19 protein-coding genes are annotated in these 16,131 nt (G+C 44.7%); 2 read left to right on the plus strand and 17 right to left on the minus strand.

Going from position 1 to position 16,131, the window contains the following annotated elements; translation table 11 throughout:
- Positions 1-93: 93 nt before the first annotated feature.
- Positions 94-963 (plus strand): LysR family transcriptional regulator, encoded by an 870-nt coding sequence (locus AB1S55_RS14435; RefSeq protein WP_370978883.1) that lies wholly within the window; start codon positions 94-96, stop codon positions 961-963.
- Here the strand turns inward: AB1S55_RS14435 and AB1S55_RS14440 are convergent, their stop codons facing one another.
- The 4 genes from AB1S55_RS14440 to prmB all read right to left on the minus strand — a co-directional run bounded on the left by AB1S55_RS14440 (position 964) and on the right by prmB (position 5,241).
- Positions 964-1,917: a hypothetical protein gene (locus AB1S55_RS14440; RefSeq protein WP_370978884.1), complete on the minus strand. Its 954-nt coding sequence runs from the start codon at positions 1,915-1,917 to the stop codon at positions 964-966.
- A 112-nt stretch (positions 1,918-2,029) separates the two neighbouring features.
- Complete coding sequence (locus tag AB1S55_RS14445) at positions 2,030-3,190, minus strand: MFS transporter (RefSeq protein WP_370978885.1); 1,161 nt, start codon at positions 3,188-3,190, stop codon at positions 2,030-2,032.
- A gap of 23 nt (positions 3,191-3,213) precedes the next feature.
- Complete coding sequence (aroC, locus tag AB1S55_RS14450; protein WP_370978886.1) at positions 3,214-4,314, minus strand: chorismate synthase; 1,101 nt, start codon at positions 4,312-4,314, stop codon at positions 3,214-3,216.
- Between the two features lie 24 nt (positions 4,315-4,338).
- Positions 4,339-5,241, minus strand: coding sequence for a 50S ribosomal protein L3 N(5)-glutamine methyltransferase (prmB, locus tag AB1S55_RS14455; protein ID WP_370978887.1), 903 nt, complete (start codon positions 5,239-5,241; stop codon positions 4,339-4,341).
- Positions 5,242-5,344: 103 nt separating this feature from the next.
- On the opposite strand from prmB, the gene folE reads away from it, so the two are divergent.
- On the plus strand, positions 5,345-5,884 hold the full coding sequence (folE, locus tag AB1S55_RS14460) for a GTP cyclohydrolase I FolE (RefSeq protein ID WP_370978888.1): 540 nt from the start codon (positions 5,345-5,347) through the stop codon (positions 5,882-5,884).
- Positions 5,885-6,065: 181 nt separating this feature from the next.
- Here folE and AB1S55_RS14465 read toward each other — a convergent pair whose 3' ends face one another.
- The 13 genes from AB1S55_RS14465 to fliO all read right to left on the minus strand — a co-directional run bounded on the left by AB1S55_RS14465 (position 6,066) and on the right by fliO (position 16,128).
- Complete coding sequence (locus tag AB1S55_RS14465) at positions 6,066-6,398, minus strand: hypothetical protein (protein ID WP_370978889.1); 333 nt, start codon at positions 6,396-6,398, stop codon at positions 6,066-6,068.
- Entirely contained in the window at positions 6,398-7,318 is a 921-nt protein-coding gene (locus AB1S55_RS14470) for a DUF4892 domain-containing protein (protein ID WP_370978890.1), read from the minus strand. Before AB1S55_RS14470 ends, AB1S55_RS14465 begins: the two co-directional genes overlap by 1 nt.
- Positions 7,319-7,356: 38 nt before the next feature.
- Entirely contained in the window at positions 7,357-8,223 is an 867-nt protein-coding gene (locus AB1S55_RS14475) for an alpha/beta fold hydrolase (protein WP_370978891.1), read from the minus strand.
- Entirely contained in the window at positions 8,220-8,678 is a 459-nt protein-coding gene (sixA, locus tag AB1S55_RS14480) for a phosphohistidine phosphatase SixA (RefSeq protein ID WP_370978892.1), read from the minus strand. Before sixA ends, AB1S55_RS14475 begins: the two co-directional genes overlap by 4 nt.
- Positions 8,678-9,115 carry a DUF4389 domain-containing protein gene (locus tag AB1S55_RS14485; RefSeq protein WP_370978893.1) on the minus strand — a complete coding sequence of 146 codons (438 nt, stop codon included), beginning with the start codon at positions 9,113-9,115 and terminating at the stop codon, positions 8,678-8,680. The genes sixA and AB1S55_RS14485 overlap by 1 nt, the downstream gene beginning before the upstream one ends.
- A gap of 44 nt (positions 9,116-9,159) precedes the next feature.
- A complete protein-coding gene (locus tag AB1S55_RS14490) occupies positions 9,160-10,179 on the minus strand; it encodes an NAD(P)H-dependent glycerol-3-phosphate dehydrogenase (RefSeq protein ID WP_370978894.1) in 1,020 nt (339 codons plus the stop codon).
- 76 nt (positions 10,180-10,255) lie between these two features.
- Positions 10,256-12,160: a molecular chaperone HtpG gene (gene htpG / locus AB1S55_RS14495; RefSeq protein ID WP_370978895.1), complete on the minus strand. Its 1,905-nt coding sequence runs from the start codon at positions 12,158-12,160 to the stop codon at positions 10,256-10,258.
- A gap of 128 nt (positions 12,161-12,288) precedes the next feature.
- Positions 12,289-12,609 (minus strand): DUF4156 domain-containing protein, encoded by a 321-nt coding sequence (locus AB1S55_RS14500; protein ID WP_370978896.1) that lies wholly within the window; start codon positions 12,607-12,609, stop codon positions 12,289-12,291.
- Between the two features lie 44 nt (positions 12,610-12,653).
- Positions 12,654-13,784 (minus strand): flagellar biosynthesis protein FlhB, encoded by a 1,131-nt coding sequence (gene flhB / locus AB1S55_RS14505; protein WP_370978897.1) that lies wholly within the window; start codon positions 13,782-13,784, stop codon positions 12,654-12,656.
- The gene (fliR, locus tag AB1S55_RS14510; RefSeq protein WP_370978898.1) at positions 13,784-14,557 is read right to left on the minus strand and encodes a flagellar biosynthetic protein FliR; all 774 of its coding nucleotides are present in this window, start codon (positions 14,555-14,557) and stop codon (positions 13,784-13,786) included. Before fliR ends, flhB begins: the two co-directional genes overlap by 1 nt.
- Positions 14,554-14,829 carry a flagellar biosynthesis protein FliQ gene (fliQ, locus tag AB1S55_RS14515; protein ID WP_370978899.1) on the minus strand — a complete coding sequence of 92 codons (276 nt, stop codon included), beginning with the start codon at positions 14,827-14,829 and terminating at the stop codon, positions 14,554-14,556. Before fliQ ends, fliR begins: the two co-directional genes overlap by 4 nt.
- 8 nt (positions 14,830-14,837) lie before the next feature.
- Positions 14,838-15,617 (minus strand): flagellar type III secretion system pore protein FliP, encoded by a 780-nt coding sequence (gene fliP / locus AB1S55_RS14520; RefSeq protein ID WP_370978900.1) that lies wholly within the window; start codon positions 15,615-15,617, stop codon positions 14,838-14,840.
- Between the two features lie 49 nt (positions 15,618-15,666).
- Positions 15,667-16,128, minus strand: coding sequence for a flagellar biosynthetic protein FliO (fliO, locus tag AB1S55_RS14525; RefSeq protein ID WP_370978901.1), 462 nt, complete (start codon positions 16,126-16,128; stop codon positions 15,667-15,669).
- Positions 16,129-16,131 lie beyond the last annotated feature (3 nt).

Below are 16,131 nucleotides of genomic sequence, written 5' to 3' on the forward strand. Positions count from 1 at the left end.
AAGTTATAGGTAACAATAGGCAAACGGCTTACACGAACGTTACAAAAATTAGAAAGCCCAATAATACAAGCCAATAAGGTAAATAGAGGCTTTATGGACACAGACTCGCTATCCGCTTTTGTTGCTGTTGCTCACAGCAAGTCCTTCTCGCTTGCCGCACAACAACTCTTTCTCACCCAACCAGCTATTAGTAAGCGAATCGCTCGCCTAGAGGAGCAACTTAACCACCGCTTATTTGATCGCCTTGGGCGAGACTTACATTTAACCGATGCTGGCCGACTCTTATTACCAAGAGCAGAAGCCATCTTGCTTGAACTAAGGGAAACCGAGCGCAGTGTAAAAGAGCTTAGTGGGGAGATAGTAGGCAGCTTAAAAATAGCCACCAGTCACCATGTGGGACTGCACCACCTCCCACCCATTTTGCGTGACTTTTCAGCCAAGCACGGCAACGTAAACTTACAATTTGAATTTCTAGATTCCGAGCGCGCCCACGAGAAAATCATCAACGGTGAATGTGAATTTGCCATTGTTACCCTCCCCCCAAAAATCGCGCCACCATTAAAAGGCATAAAGCTCTGGGATGACCCTCTCAAAGTCGTTGTAGGCAGCCAACACACACTCGCAGACAAGCAAGCTGTCGAACTTCAAGAGTTAAGTAATGAAGCCGCTATCTTACCCGACCTAAGCACCTACACCGGACGGCTCATTAAAGAAGTCTTTGAACAACGACAACTTGACATCAAAATCAATATGGCAACAAATTACTTAGAAACGATCAAAATGATGGTGAGTGTCGGCCTAGGCTGGAGCTTATTACCAGCAACAATGATTGATGAACAACTACATGCGCTGGAGCTCAATGAACTGACAATAAGCAGAGAACTCGGACTGGTAATGCACAATAAGCGCAGCCTAAGTAATGCAGGTCGAGCTTTTTATGAAACGGTTTTACGCCTGCAATAATTAGCTAGGTAGATCTGCATTGAGTATATCCATAAGCAACTGATCTGGTTTAAAAGCCTGAGCCTCACTCGCTGCCTGATAAGACATTTCCGGCTTATCTGCCATGCTGGCTAACACACTTGCACGGTATAGACGTGCCGCCGTCAAATCCTGATAGCGAACCAAAGCCTTGCCCTCAGCACCGAGGCCTATTAATACTTGAGTTAACTGAGCACTATTTCTCGCAGACAGGCTCCATGCTTTAGCAGCACTTTCCCAATCTTTTTGCCCCTCATAACTAAACGCCGTATATTCGTATAACTGGCCAACATAGAGGTAAAGTCGAACAAGCATTTTTTGCTCAGCACCAAATTCAGAAAGCTCTGTTGTTTTAGCAGTTTCCGCCTCTAACCCTAACAACTTATCGCTCCAGTAAGCCGCAAGTTCGCTATTACCCTCGGCATAATCATCCCAGGCAGACACGATACGACGCTGTTTTTGTTTGTCCTGCCAAACCTGAATCACTGAGTTTTGCTTATCAAATAAAGAACGGGCATTTTTTTGAGATATCTTAAGGATATTAATTGCCTTCGAAGCATTGCCCTTTTGAGCTTCCGAAACAACAAAATCGGCATCGTGGCGAAGCGACCAAAGCTCTGCTTCAATTTGTTTATTATCAGTCTTAATTGATTGTGAGGGTGAATAGTAAGGCTTGCGCTTGGTAGAAACCGCCACCGGCTTGGCATCCAGACCATGCACAGTGCACCAACCAACAAGCCCCACTGAATCATCAGAGCAACTTTTTTTAAGCCGGCTTTCATTTAATTTACATGCTGCCTCGAATGCAGCGGAAGGTAATGAAGAGCAATCACAGTCAATTTGAGCACATTGTTCAGCAATACTTAGGGAGGAAAGTGCGCCAATGCAAATACCAGCAAACATCAATCCTAGACGTCGAACACTTACATATCGCATGAGTTTAACCCCGCAATGAATTGTATATTATTTTTATTTGTCTAGTTTTGATTCTAAAGCATGAGAACCATCATGCAAGCATTGTTTAAAAATCAACACTAATTCACATAATTTAGACGGGGCGAGGTAATATTGTCCGAAGAAAGTAGCAACTTATCACAAAGGCAAGTACAGCAATAACGGCAGCCACCATAAAAGTAAGCTCCACACCAAACTGCCACAAATAACCACTAAAGAAAGCCCCTACCCCTCCGCCTGCGCCAAAACTAATCGAACTATAAAAGGCTTGAGCCCTGCTTTGCTGGTCAGCACCAAAACGCTTGCGACAAAAACCCATCGCCACCGAATGACAGGCCGCAAACGAAAATGCATGCAGTAACTGCAAAAAGAACAAACTATAGGCACTACCTGCAAGAGAAGGCAGAAGCAACCAACGTAGAGCAGTAAAGAACAAACTAATAAGTAACAAATTGTAAGGCGGAATACATCGCATTAACTTATGCGCGATAAGAAAAAAAACAATCTCTGCAACAACACCTAAGGTCCAAAAACAACCTATTTCCACCCGAGTATAACCAAGCTGCTCTAAATAAATCGAAAAGAACACATAATATGGGCCGTGACTGGCATGCAGAAGAAAACAAACAATAAAAAACATCGCAACAGGCAAGCGCCCTAATTGCGACCAAAAATCTTTAAATGAGGCTCCTTTAGCATCAACACCAGCTGCGAGCTCATTGCTGTTATCACCAAAACTTAAACAAACAAGAACGAGTAGCACCAACTGAGCACAAACAGCAAAAGGTAAATAACTTAAAGGTAAGGCAGCAAACGCAACCCCCAAGACAAGCACTGAAACAACAAAACCAATACTGCCCCACAAGCGAATTCGACCATAAAAATGAGCTCGATCACCAAGATATTGTAGCGTTAAGCTCTCCGCTGGAGCCAATACCGCACTCCAAAAACAAGCATAAAAAAACAGAATTAAAGCTATAGACCAAGCTTCGTGGAAAAATAAAAACAAGGAATAAAATAGTAAGGCCCCAACAGCGCCAGTACGTAAGACCAAGGCCTTACGGCCTAGGGCATCTGCGATATGCCCCCACACATTGGGCATAAACAGGCGAACAAAAAGTGGAACGGCGGCCAGCGCCCCTATCAACTGGCCACCAAAACCAAGTGACTGTAGATACAGGCTCCAGTAAGGAGCCATAGCACCAATAACGGCGAAGTATAAAAAATACACCGCCGATAAACGCCAATAAGGCATAGGCCTATGCCCAAGAGAAATAATTAAGGCGCCTGAGGAGGTATCACAGGAATGTCGTGCTCAACACTGCCATTTTGAGCCCTGTGACGCATAGCATGATCAAGAACAGTGAGAGCCATCATCGCTTCAGCAATAGGGGTAGCCCGAATACCTACACACGGATCGTGACGACCTGTCGTAATGATATCAACAGCCTCCCCTTTCATATCCACACTGCGACCCGGAATACGTAAACTAGAGGTTGGTTTTAAGGCCAAGTGCGCGATCAGATCTTGCCCCGAGCTAATGCCTCCTAGCACGCCGCCAGCATGATTACTTAAAAAGCCTTCAGGTGTAATTTCATCGCGATGTTCCGTACCTTTTTGGACAACACTTTGGAAGCCATCTCCAATTTCAATACCTTTAACTGCGTTAATACTCATAAGCCCATGAGCTAAATCGGCATCTAAGCGATCAAAGATCGGCTCGCCCAAACCAACAGGCATATTGCGCGCAACCACTGAAATTTTTGCACCAACTGAATCCCCTTCTTTAATCAAGGCCTGCATATAAGCCTCTAATTCAGGGATTTTTGCAGGATCAGGACAGAAAAAGGCGTTGTTCTCGATTTCAGACACGTCAACCAAATCAAGCTCGATGGGGCCAAGCTGACTCAAATAGCCAAAAATTTCGACATTCCACAATTCTTTAAGTACTTTTTTGGCGACAGCACCAGCAGCAACACGCATCGCCGTTTCACGGGCTGAAGAACGACCACCACCACGATAATCACGAGTGCCGTATTTTTGTGCGTAAGTGTAATCAGCGTGGGCAGGTCGAAATTGCTCTTTAATCTTGCCATAATCTTTAGAGCGCTGATCGGTATTTTCAATCACTAAACCAATGGGTGTGCCCGTAGTCCTTCCTTCAAATACGCCGGAGAGGATTTTTACCTCATCGCCTTCTCGGCGCTGAGTCGTATAACGGCTAGTGCCTGGCTTACGACGATCAAGGTCTCGTTGTAAATCAGCTTCACTTAACTCAATACCCGGTGGACAGCCATCAATGATGGCCCCCAAAGCTAAACCATGACTTTCACCAAAGGTGGTGACGGTAAATAATTTTCCAAACGTATTTCCAGACATTTCTTACACAACCATATACGCAGCCTACTCAGCCGCTTCAATTAACTGTTCACGATTAATAATAAACACGCCTTCTCCGCCGTGTTCAAACTCAGGCCAAAAGAATGGGTACTGAGAGAAAAGCTCAGCAAATTCTTGCCAGCCATAACCCACCTCGACCACTAATAAGCCACCAGGCTGCAAACACTCCGGCGCCTGTTCAAGCAGTTGACGTACAAAATCAAAACCGTCATCACCCGAGGTTAAACCAAGCTTTGGCTCACGAAAAAACTCCGTTGGTAAGCCGCTGTATTCACTCTCACTGACATAGGGTGGGTTCGATACAATCAAGCCATATTTTTCTTTGCCTAAGACAGCGCTTAACCCATCTGAATCAATCGCTCGAACTCGATCACTTAGATCAAAGCGCTCAATATTACGCTGCGCCACATCTAATGCGTCGCGGCTGATATCAATTAAGTCGACTTCAGAGCCCGCAAATTCATGTGCCATGGCGATACCAATACAGCCACTGCCGGTACATAAATCGAGAATGCGCTCTGGGTAGTTATCCAACCATGGCTGAAACTGTTGTTCTATTAACTCAGCAATTGGCGAGCGCGGTACCAAAGTATGTTCATTGACAAAAAAAGGCAAATTAGCAAACCAAGCCTCGCCAGTAATGTAGGCCGCTGGGCAACGCTCGGTGATTCGGCGCTCAACCGCATCAAACAGGGCTTGCTTTTCTGCAGAACTAAGACGCGCTTCCCATAACTGCTCAAGCCGCTGCCAAGGCTGGTTAATGGCCCATAGTGCCAACACAAGCGCTTCATCCCAGTCATTGTCGGTGCCGTGACCATAAAACAGATCCGCACTGCGAAAACGACTAGATGCCCATCTCACCCAGTCTCTGAGGTTTAGCAGCTCTTGATTTAGGCTATGTTCCAAACTCTGTTCCATAAAACTTTGGCAATTGTCAAAAAGGCCGCTATTCTAGCGCCTTTTTCTTCCGGCCGCCTCCTCGGCGCGCCATGAATGTTGCCGGTGACTGATGAAAGATCTATTTGCACAAATTATTAACACGATGGGTGAAGACCTAGAACGCCCAGGCCTAGTTGACACACCTGAACGCGCAGCAAAGGCTTACGCTTACCTAACTAAGGGCTACAAGCAGACGGTTGAGGAAGTTGTTAATGACGCTCTCTTTCCATCTGATTCAACCGACATGGTCATCGTTAAAGACATTGAGCTGTATTCAATGTGCGAACACCACATGCTGCCCTTTATTGGTAAAGCTCATGTCGGCTACCTTCCCCAAGGTAAAGTACTGGGCTTAAGCAAAGTTGCTCGTATTGTTGACATGTATAGCCGCCGCCTGCAGATCCAAGAGCAGCTCAGCTCCCAGATTGCCAACACCATCCTTGAAGTAACCGATGCCGCAGGTGTTGCCGTTATTATCGAAGCCAAACATCTATGCATGATGATGCGCGGAGTAGAAAAGCAAAACTCCCTTATGCGCAGCTCTTGTATGCTGGGCCAATTTAGAGAAAGTGCGGCAACTCGAGCCGAGTTCTTATCTCTTATTAAGTAGCCACCTAAGAGATACAGACATTCAAAAGGCGTGCACTGATCAGTCACGCCTTTTTATTTTAAGCGCCCAACAGGCTTCGCTTAAGGTATTTTAAACACCGTCAATAAATACTCTCGGTGAACCCATTGCCGACATGCAGGTAAATAACAACTGCAATTACAGAGTTCAGCTCCCTAGCGCCCTATTTTTGCAAGGAGTGAACCGGTCTAGTGGAACTCATCACCTCACTAAAATCCAAGCCTAAACGCCCTAACTCCCAATACATAAGCCCAATAAACAAAGTAAATAGTGCCAAGCCTGCCAACAGTAAGCGTAATGCGTAGTTACTTTTATCTCGCTCAATAAATGAATAAATCACAGCGGGCAGCAAAGCAATACAAAGCACAGCCCAAAACCATTGACGCTGCCCTAAAGCCACCAGTAAAGCGATAAGATAGCCAACAAACAACAAGGCTAAACCGCTAGCTCCAGCAACGGCAGCAAAAGTAATAAGCACTAAATTAGGTTCAAGCATTATCGCAATACCAGCTCTATACGATTACGGGGGGGATATTGGCGGGGAGCCAAAGCGCCGACACTGTAAACCTCAAAGCGTTTTCCGTCTAGCCCAGCCTGCTGTAAGCGCTCTTTAAGTTGATCGGCCAGCAAACGCCCCTTTAACTCATTGGCCTGCTGATCTGCTTCAGTATAAATATGGGCAACGATATAAAATCGCTGAAGAGGCTGTTTCTTAAATGCCAGCACCAAGGCATCAAAATATTCAAACGCCTGACCCTGCTTAGCTTGAAGCCGCTGGGTTTTGATCAAAGACTTATCGGCAGAAGCTTTATTTTGTATGAATATAGAGGCCAAATCTTCATCAAGCTGAATATAACCTTGGCGACGTACACGTGAATTTAAGGCCGAAGCGTTTGGAACGATGGCAACAGCGGCCTGAGTCAGACTTAGCTGGTCTAAGTGGGCATAGATACGACGATTACCGCGCTGGACAAAATACAGCACCCAAATTTCTTGCCCCTGATTCAAGCTAAATACACGATAACGCTGCGATGCATCCATACCGTAAAGCACTTTATTATTAAAACGCTCGTTGGCCCAAGCGTTTGAAGCGCCACAGGCTAAACCATCACAAGCGTATAATTCACTTGCACCAACGCTCGTTACCAATCTTTCCAATAAAGACCAAGCCTCATCTTTACTTAAGGCAGAATCAAACTCCCACGTTTGACTATTCAAATCCCCCTTTATCCAGCGCTCTTGTTCCGCCACAATTTGAGCATTGACATTTTTCAGCGAGCTCAGTGTTAATCTGTACTCAATGGTCTCATCCTGCTTAGATGAGATCTCACGCTGCCCCGCTAACAACTCTGCAGCTGTTGCGACTGAACTCAACCCCAGCAACAGCACAAATGACAAACTAAGAATACGAATCATACAACCTGCCTTTATTTACTTTTCCGTATCATACGGGCTTAATCGTGACTTATATAGCTGAGCACCAGCTCAGCGACAAGCGCTAGTTTCTGAGTACACTCACTCAAATGCACATGATGTGGCCCTTCAACCGTGTGTAAATCTAAGTGATCACTTAACTCTAACTCACGACATAAAGGGCGCTTAAGCAAACCTTCGGTCGCACATAAAACAAGTGCTTTTTGCGGGAATGCACTTAATACGGCTTCGGCCTGTTTCACCGTTAATCTAAGCTCTGAAACCAAATTGAGTCGACTATCGTACTGCCAATACCAGCCCTTATCAGGACAGTACTTTAATGAACGTTCAGCAAATAAAGCGCTCGCCGATATCGGTATTGGAAAATAAGCATGACTGCGGCTCTTAAGTGCAAGGGCTTTTTCAGGGTAATAACTGCGCCGATTGAGCCTTCGAGAGTCAAGGCTGCTTAACGTTGCTTCACGCAAGCGCTTGGGAAAGTTCTGTTCCGTTTCGGTATAGGGCAAGATAGCGTCAATCAGAATTAAACCCTGAATACGCTCAGGGAAACTTGCGGCCAATAAGCTCGCAATCATAGCTCCGCGACTGTGACCAAGAATATAACAGCTTGACCAATTAAGCTGATCCAGAACTTGCACCAACTCACGGATATCTTGCCAAATATTATAAGCCCCGCAGCCCGGCCTAGACTGGCTTAAACCATGGCCGGCCATATCAAGAGCAACAACATCACACTGCGTTAACAAAGGAGCAAGCACAGAAAAACTGTTAGCGTTATCAAGCCAACCGTGCAGGGCCAGAACATGCACCTCCGCCGATTTATTCCAACGCAAAGCGGCAAGTGTTATCGCATCAAGCTTAAACACTTCTTCTTGAGCTTGGCTCAAGGTCTATCTAACCACTCAAGCTCGCATACACCCGAGACAACGGGGTCTCCCTTTAAACAAGCAAGAGATGCTGTTCCCATACGGTAGCGACCATATTCAAAAGCGCATAAATGATCCACTAAGGTGCCTACCAGTGGCTGATGGCTTACCAAGGCTATACAGCTGTGCTTTTGCGACAAAGAATAAAGCTGGTCAATCAGTACTTTAGGATTGGCATTGGGCACCAACAGATCAAGCTCTTGCTTAGGCGCTGGAGTATACTGAGTTAAAATATCTGCCGTTTGGCAAGTGCGCAAATAAGGGCTATGTAAAACAAGCTCTAATTCAGCCAGCTCATCACAGCGCTTTTGACAGACTGAATGCACTTCTAACTCACCTTCAGCAGATAACGCTCTTAGGTTATCCGCTGAAGCCTCAGCCTCTGCATGCCCATGACGCAGAATTAGCAATCTCATTATTTGACCTCGGCGTCTTTACCCGAGTCAGCACTCTGTTCAAGATCACCTAAGTCGCTATTCTCTGCTTCAGATACACTAACAGCGTCCTTATTTGAAGCACCTGCATCAACCGAGGCCTCTTCAACAACGACCTCGTCAACAACAGCCTCATCAACGACATCACTAGCGGGTAAATCCGCAAAGGGAAAAGGTTTATCGTCGCTGGTGAAACCAACAAAGTTAAGACACTGACTGATGTACTGACACAAAACATCCGCAAATTCAACCAATTTACGATTAGGGCGGCCAGTTAATAAAGCAAACAGAAATTGAACTACTGCTAAGACCCAATACGCAGCCATAGCGACATAAATAACAAATGAGAACAGCAACATGTAAACCAAGCGTACCCATGTATGCCCATCTCTTACATTTTTTTTCAGTTGCTCGTCCATTCCTATCTCCTTAGATTTAGACTTGTTTTAAGAGCGTTTAAAAATCAGTCCGACTGCTGTTGAGCATCGACGTCGTAACTCATTTCACCGGTCATCAAGCGCGTGACAACTCGGCGAATATTCTGCCCCTCAAATACAATGGCGTAAAGCCCTTGCACTAACGGCATATAAACACCCATAGCCTGCGCTTTTGCATAAACGGTTTTTAGCGTATTAATACCTTCTACTGCCTGGCCGATCTCTTCAATAGCTTGCTCTAAAGATTTGCCCTCCCCCAGTGCTTTACCCGCACGAAAGTTACGGCTTTGATCAGAGGTACAGGTTAAAATTAAATCACCCACGCCAGCTAAACCTAGAAAAGTAAGTGGATCAGCTCCTAATTCACGAGAAAAACGCCCCATTTCGGCAAGGCTGCGAGTTAATAGCATCGCTTGGGTATTTTTACCCGAGCCTAGCGCCTCGGCCATACCTGAGACAATGGCATATATGTTCTTCAAAGCGCCGGCAAGTTCAACACCAAAGCTGTCACTGTTGCGATAGATACGATAGGAGCTTGATGAAAAAATGGTTTGAACAAGGGCTTGAACACTGTCATGTCTGCTTGCAACAACACTGCCTGTAATTTGCCCTTTGACCATCTCCCGGGCAAAGTTTGGCCCACTAAGCACACCGACTTTTGCTTGAGGTAGCTCTTCCTCTAAGATTTCACTCATTAACTTAAAGCCTTCAAGCTCAATCCCTTTGGTTGTAGATACAACCGGCGTATCGGGCTTAAGCATAGGACTTAACTTACGAGCAACTTCACGAAAAGCCTTACTTGGCACAGAAACAAAAATAATATCCGCATCCTCTACCACAGCATCCATGTCAGAGCTAACCGTTAAACTGTCAGCTAAAGGATAATCGGGTAAATAACGCGTATTTTCTCGCTTTTCTTGGCATGCTTGTGCTCGCGTATTATCACGCATCCACAACCATGTATTTAAGCGATTGGTTGCAGCCATGTTTGCTATAGCAGTACCAAAACTACCACCACCAAGAACCGCAATTTTCTGAACCGACATATAAAAGAAAAACCTAGATGGAAAATAAAATAGAGCCGGTCTTCGCGTCGTAAGACACTAAGACCGGTCTAACACATTAAGCTTGGCTTAACTCTAATAGTAACTTGTTCATGCGTTTAACATAAGCAGCCGGATCTTTGATCGATCCACCTTCAGCTAGAGACGCTTGATCAAACAAGATGCTGGCAAAATCAGAGAAGCGATCTTCATCACTCTCTTGATCCATTTTTTCAACCAGAGGGTGCTCTGGATTAATTTCTATAGTCGGCTTACTTTCAGGAACCGCTTGGCCTGCCTGCTCTAATAGACGACGCATTTGCGCGCCCATATCATCCTGACCAACCACTAAACACGCCGGTGAATCAGTTAAACGATGAGTCACTCGTACATCTTCGACATCATCATTTAGCGAAGCTTTTAAGCGGCTAACGAAGCTTTCATACTTCTTCTCAACTTCTTCTTGCGCCTTTTTATCTTCTTCGCTATCGAGCTCACCTAAATCCAAAGCGCCTTTAGCTACGTCTTGGAAAGTCTTACCATCAAATTCAGTAAGATGCCCCATTAACCACTCATCAATGCGGTCTGAGAGCAATAGAACTTCGATACCCTTCTTGCGGAAGATTTCTAAGTGTGGGCTGCTTTTGGCAGTATTGTGATTCTCACCGACCACATAATAAATCTTGTCCTGCCCTTCTTGCATACGCTCTACATAAGCAGCCAAACCTTGATCCTGTGCTTCTGTATCGGTATGAGTGGTCGCAAAGCGGAATAAACCAGCTATCTTTTCACGATTTGCGAAATCTTCTGCAGGCCCTTCTTTTAGAACTTCACCAAACTCTTTCCAGAACTCAGCATAGCTATCGGCATCTTTCTTAGCCGTTTTTTCTAACATATCCAAGACACGCTTGGTTAGCGCAGCTTTGATGGAATCAACATTGGGGTCTTTTTGTAAGATTTCACGACTTACATTTAAGCTTAAGTCATTGCTATCTAAGACACCTTTAATAAAGCGTAAATACAAAGGTAGGAACTGCTCAGCCTCATCCATAATAAAGGTGCGCTGAACGTAGAGCTTCAAACCACGTGCGGCATCGCGATTGTAGAGATCAAAAGGTGCTTTAGAAGGCACATAAAGTAAACTGGTGTAGTCTAATTTACCTTCAACACGGTTGTGACTCCACTTAAGCGGATCAGTGAAGTCATGGCTGATGTGCTTATAAAACTCTTTATACTCATCATCACTCACATCTGAGCGCGAACGACTCCAAAGTGCTTTCGCCGTATTCACGACCTCATCTTCAAAAACTTTTTCTTCACCCTCTTCCGCTGCCTGCTCTTTTTGCATAACAACCGGAATACTGATGTGATCACTGTATTTTTTGATAATCGAACGCAGACGGAAACCATCAGCAAATTCTTTTTGCTCATCTTTAAGGTGAAGCACAACTGTAGTACCACGCTGTTCACGCTCTACAGTTTCAACGCTGTATTCTGCTTCGCCATGGCTTTCCCAGTGAACGCCTTCAGACTTATCGGCACCAGCACGTCGAGTAAAGACTTCAACACGATCTGCAACAATAAAGGCCGAGTAGAAACCAACACCAAACTGACCAATCAACTGGCTGTCTTTTTTGTCGTCACCACTTAACTGAGACATAAACTGAGCCGTACCAGACTTAGCAATGGTACCTAAATGACTAACAACCTCGTCACGGCTCATACCAATACCGTTATCACTGATTGAGACGGTACCGGCTTCGCTATCAAAGTCGATACGAATTTGAATATCCGGGTCATTTTCAAAAAGTTCAGCCTTATTTAAGGCTTCAAAGCGCAATTTATCCGCGGCGTCAGAGGCATTGGATACAAGTTCGCGCAGGAAGATCTCTTTATTTGAATAAAGAGAATGGATCATCAAATGCAGTAATTGCTTGGCTTCTGTTTCAAACCCACGTGTTTCTTTTGTCGCCTCAGCGCACATATATTGTCTCCTATGAAAGCTTATCTAGAACTGAAGCGATAAATGGGGGCCGTATTTTCAATTTCAAGGCTGGTATAGCGGCTTTTCTACGTATACATTAAAAGCCTGCCCCCACTTTAAAAGGCTAGTTATTTAGCGCAGTTATACACCTCAAAGGATTGGGCCCCGTCTTTAGGCTTGTCTATCGACACCAGAGTGTCGCCACCCATCGATACGGCCTGATTCTTAGCCAAAGTGAGCAACTCTTCAGCAACTTTGGACGATTTACGCTCAATAAGAGCCACTTTAGATTTTACCGATACATGGGCTTTACCTAAGCGTTCACAAGCCTCTGTATGAGCTTTTTTTACTAGGCTAATATTCTCAGCGCCTTCTTGTGGCTTAACCCAAGTACAGGCGCCCATAGAAACAAGCAAAACGGTAAGACTTAAACCTTGCACAAACTTCATCGTGTTACTCCAATAGCATTCAAAAAAACGGAGTATACACACTCTTAGTAACGCATATCTGCAGGAATATCTGGTGAGCCTGGGCGATCGGGCCTCTCACCGTTGCCCTTTCTAAACTCCCTAAGCTGGAAGACATAAGCAAGCACTTGTGCCACAGCAACATATAAGCCCGCTGGCACCTCTTGTTCGAGCTCTGTCGTGTGATAGATGGAACGTGCTAATGCAGGGCTTTCTATTTGCTCAACACCGTTTTGTTTGGCCACCTCTCTAATCCTCAACGCACTGTGATCAAGCCCTTTGGCTAACAAGACCGGAGCAGACATGGTATCTGGCTGATATTTCAATGCGACAGCAAAGTGGGTGGGGTTAGTAATCACAACATCAGCCTCAGGTACGGCTGACATCATTCGGTTCTGAGCCATTTGCATCTGCAATTGACGAATTTTACCTTTTACCTCCGGCTTACCCTCCGAATCTTTTAGCTCGTCTTTAATATCCTGCAAAGACATACGAAGCTTTTTCTTGTTTTCCCATAACTGAAACGGCACATCGATCATCGCAATCACTAAGGTTGAGCACGACAAAACCACTCCTGCGTACAAACTCAATTCTAATGCATGGTTTAAGCCTGGCGCTAAAGCCTCTCGAGCCAAGCCATGAATAGGCTCCTGCATACTCCACAACAAAATAAAAGCCGTCGCAATTACCAACGATACTTTTGCTATGCCTTTAAATAACTCAACCAAAGAGCGCATACTAAACATACGCTTAATACCTGCAATGGGATCTAAACGATTCCATTTAGGAGCCAGTGATTTACCACTAAATAGAAGCCCGCCAAGGACCGTAGGCCCGACCAACGCAGCCAAAACAATAACGGAGAAAAAAGCAAGAGTTGACCAAAACATCTCCTCAAAGGCCAAGCCCAAGTGGCTAAACATGGCGTTAGGATCTAATAAGCGCTCTCGCGTTAACGAGAAGTTATGTCTTAATACGCGCTGTAAACCGTGGGCCATCTGCCCACCAAACAAGAAAAAACCGACTGCACTTGCCAATAACACGGCAAATGTCGTGAGGTCTTTTGAGCGAGGGATCTGCCCTTCTTCTCGCGCCTTCTCCTGACGCTTAGCCGTTGGCTCTTCCGTTTTTTCTTGGGCACTGTCATTCTCTGACATTAAGGTGCCTCGATTAATTCATGAACAAAATTAAAACCCACATCTAAATTCTTCTCGAATGCCTCTAGGTAATTCCCTAGCCCCAGCCAAATTAAGGCAAGACCACAAATAAGCGTAAACGGAAAACCAATAGCAAAAATATTAAGTTGAGGAGCGGCTCGACTCATTACCCCAAAAGCCATATTAATAACCAGCAAGCTGGTTAACACAGGCAAAGCAAAAGACAGTGCGGAGGCAAACATCCACGCACCCAACTGCACCAACATATAGAGCTTATCGGTGTTAAGCATACCGGAGCCTATCGGCAAGGTTTGAAAACTTTGGATAAGCATGGAAATTAGATATAGGTGGGCATTGAATGCAACAAACATTAAGGTGGTTAGGATTAAAAAGAACTGACTGACAACCGTTGTTTGAACGCCGTTTGTAGGGTCATTCATCATGGCGAAACCAAGGCCCATTTTCATTGCGATAAACTGCCCACTTAGAACAAAAACATGAAAAACCACCTGAAAACAAAAGCCCATTAAAGTCCCTACTGCGACTTCACGCAGTAGGATAGGAATCATATTAAAAGACAACATTGGCGGCGCATTAAATGCGGGCAATAAAGGTACCGCTATCAGTGTCAGCAACATCGCCATGGCCAAGCGCACACGGGGGGAAATAACTCGTGATCCAATAACCGGAACAACCATCAACATAGACGCTATACGAGCAAAAGGCAGAAAATATTGCTGTACAAACTGCGCTATGTCTTGCTCTGTCATCATTGCAAAGCAACCAACTCAGGTATTTGTAAAGCCAGCTTGTGAAATAGATCTATAAACTGCTGAGTTAACCAAGGCCCAGTTAACATAATCGTTAATAGGGTAACAATCAGCCTGGGGAGAAAACTTAAGGTTTGCTCATTAATCTGGGTAGCTGCTTGGAAGATACTCACAGTTAAACCAACTAACAAGCTAGGCCCAACGATCACTAGTACCATAATCACAACCAAGTAAAATGCGTGAGCAAACAATTGTAATGCCGTTTCTGGGCTCATATGTTTACCTATATACCAAAGCTTGCTGCTAGGGTTCCCACTATAAGCCCCCAGCCATCAACAAGAACAAACAACATAATTTTAAATGGCAGTGAAATAATCAATGGTGACAACATCATCATACCCATCGCCATCAATACACTCGCGACAACAATATCAATAACTAAAAAAGGAATAAAAATAATAAAACCAATTTGAAAGGCTGTTTTTAATTCCGAAGTAATAAATGCCGGCATTAATATCGTGAAAGGAATATCTTGAGGCGTGGCAACAGGATCAGCGCCACCAATTCTAAAAAACAAATTAATGTCATCCTCTCTTGCATTGGCAAGCATAAAACGCTTTACCGGCTCTTTTGCAATAGCAATGGCTTCAATTGAGCTTATCTGCTCTGCCATATAGGGTTGAAGAGCTTCCTGATTAATTTCTTCAATGACGGGCGTCATAATAAAAAAGGTTAAGAACAGAGCAAGACCGATTAAAATCTGATTGGAGGGGCTTTGCTGCAAGCCTAAGGCCTGACGCAATATTGAAAAGACAATAATAATACGAGTAAATGACGTCATCATCATGAGCATCGCTGGCAAAAATGTCAGCATTGTCATCAATATGAGTATTTGCAAAGTAACACTGTAGTCTTCTGTGCCATTTGCATTCTTTGTTACCGTTAAAGCAGGTAATGCAGGCAGTGCTTTAACCGATGATGCCCCCAACATAGCTTCAGCTTTTTCCAACTGGGATCCTTGATCCGGTGTATTAGCACTTTGTGCGTGTACACTATGAGTCATCAGGGAGAATAGTAAAAATAAACAGGAAAAACTGAACAGCAGAGAGCCTCTAACTTGCATTAGTGTGCCCTCCTGACTTCAACACTCTCTTTAAAAAACCAGAGAAATCTGATTCAACAGAAAAATCACTGGCCTTGACTTCAGAGCTCGGTTCTGTGTTTTCACATGAACTACGATTACTTTCATCACCTAGCAGCGGCGGAGTATCATTTAATTCATGCAACTTAGTAATAGCGCCATCAGCCACCGACAACACCAAGGTATCTGAACCTGCTTTAAGTAAAACAATACGTTCTTTACGCCCCAAGTTTAATGTCTCAAGCACCTTCAAACGCCCTGCCCCAATACCGCTTATTGGAAGGCGCTTGCTCAACCACGCTAAAGCTAAAATTAAAGCTACGATAAGGCTTAAAACTACGCCAACCTGTAAGGCCATATCAGCATATGACAAACTCGAAGCGGCCTCAGTTGGCGCTAATGAAGTAACATGTTCTACATTCGGTTTTTGCACATA

The organism is Agaribacterium sp. ZY112, from assembly GCF_041346925.1.
In the GTDB taxonomy this organism is placed as follows: domain Bacteria; phylum Pseudomonadota; class Gammaproteobacteria; order Pseudomonadales; family Cellvibrionaceae; genus Agaribacterium.

What these genes read in the sequence shown, in the direction of transcription:
- AB1S55_RS14490 (WP_370978894.1), bottom strand. Translation starts at nt 10,179, where the DNA reads ATGTCGGTTCAGAAAATTGCGGTTCTTGGTGGTGGTAGTTTTGGTACT.
- AB1S55_RS14485 (WP_370978893.1), bottom strand. Translation starts at nt 9,115, where the DNA reads ATGGACGAGCAACTGAAAAAAAATGTAAGAGATGGGCATACATGGGTA.
- AB1S55_RS14500 (WP_370978896.1), bottom strand. Translation starts at nt 12,609, where the DNA reads ATGAAGTTTGTGCAAGGTTTAAGTCTTACCGTTTTGCTTGTTTCTATG.
- fliQ (WP_370978899.1), bottom strand. Translation starts at nt 14,829, where the DNA reads ATGAGCCCAGAAACGGCATTACAATTGTTTGCTCACGCATTTTACTTG.
- AB1S55_RS14435 (WP_370978883.1), top strand. Translation starts at nt 94, where the DNA reads ATGGACACAGACTCGCTATCCGCTTTTGTTGCTGTTGCTCACAGCAAG.
- AB1S55_RS14465 (WP_370978889.1), bottom strand. Translation starts at nt 6,398, where the DNA reads ATGCTTGAACCTAATTTAGTGCTTATTACTTTTGCTGCCGTTGCTGGA.
- folE (WP_370978888.1), top strand. Translation starts at nt 5,345, where the DNA reads ATGAAAGATCTATTTGCACAAATTATTAACACGATGGGTGAAGACCTA.
- fliR (WP_370978898.1), bottom strand. Translation starts at nt 14,557, where the DNA reads ATGATGACAGAGCAAGACATAGCGCAGTTTGTACAGCAATATTTTCTG.
- sixA (WP_370978892.1), bottom strand. Translation starts at nt 8,678, where the DNA reads ATGAGATTGCTAATTCTGCGTCATGGGCATGCAGAGGCTGAGGCTTCA.
- htpG (WP_370978895.1), bottom strand. Translation starts at nt 12,160, where the DNA reads ATGTGCGCTGAGGCGACAAAAGAAACACGTGGGTTTGAAACAGAAGCC.
- AB1S55_RS14445 (WP_370978885.1), bottom strand. Translation starts at nt 3,190, where the DNA reads ATGCCTTATTGGCGTTTATCGGCGGTGTATTTTTTATACTTCGCCGTT.
- fliP (WP_370978900.1), bottom strand. Translation starts at nt 15,617, where the DNA reads ATGACTCATAGTGTACACGCACAAAGTGCTAATACACCGGATCAAGGA.
- AB1S55_RS14470 (WP_370978890.1), bottom strand. Translation starts at nt 7,318, where the DNA reads ATGATTCGTATTCTTAGTTTGTCATTTGTGCTGTTGCTGGGGTTGAGT.
- flhB (WP_370978897.1), bottom strand. Translation starts at nt 13,784, where the DNA reads ATGTCAGAGAATGACAGTGCCCAAGAAAAAACGGAAGAGCCAACGGCT.
- aroC (WP_370978886.1), bottom strand. Translation starts at nt 4,314, where the DNA reads ATGTCTGGAAATACGTTTGGAAAATTATTTACCGTCACCACCTTTGGT.
- AB1S55_RS14440 (WP_370978884.1), bottom strand. Translation starts at nt 1,917, where the DNA reads ATGCGATATGTAAGTGTTCGACGTCTAGGATTGATGTTTGCTGGTATT.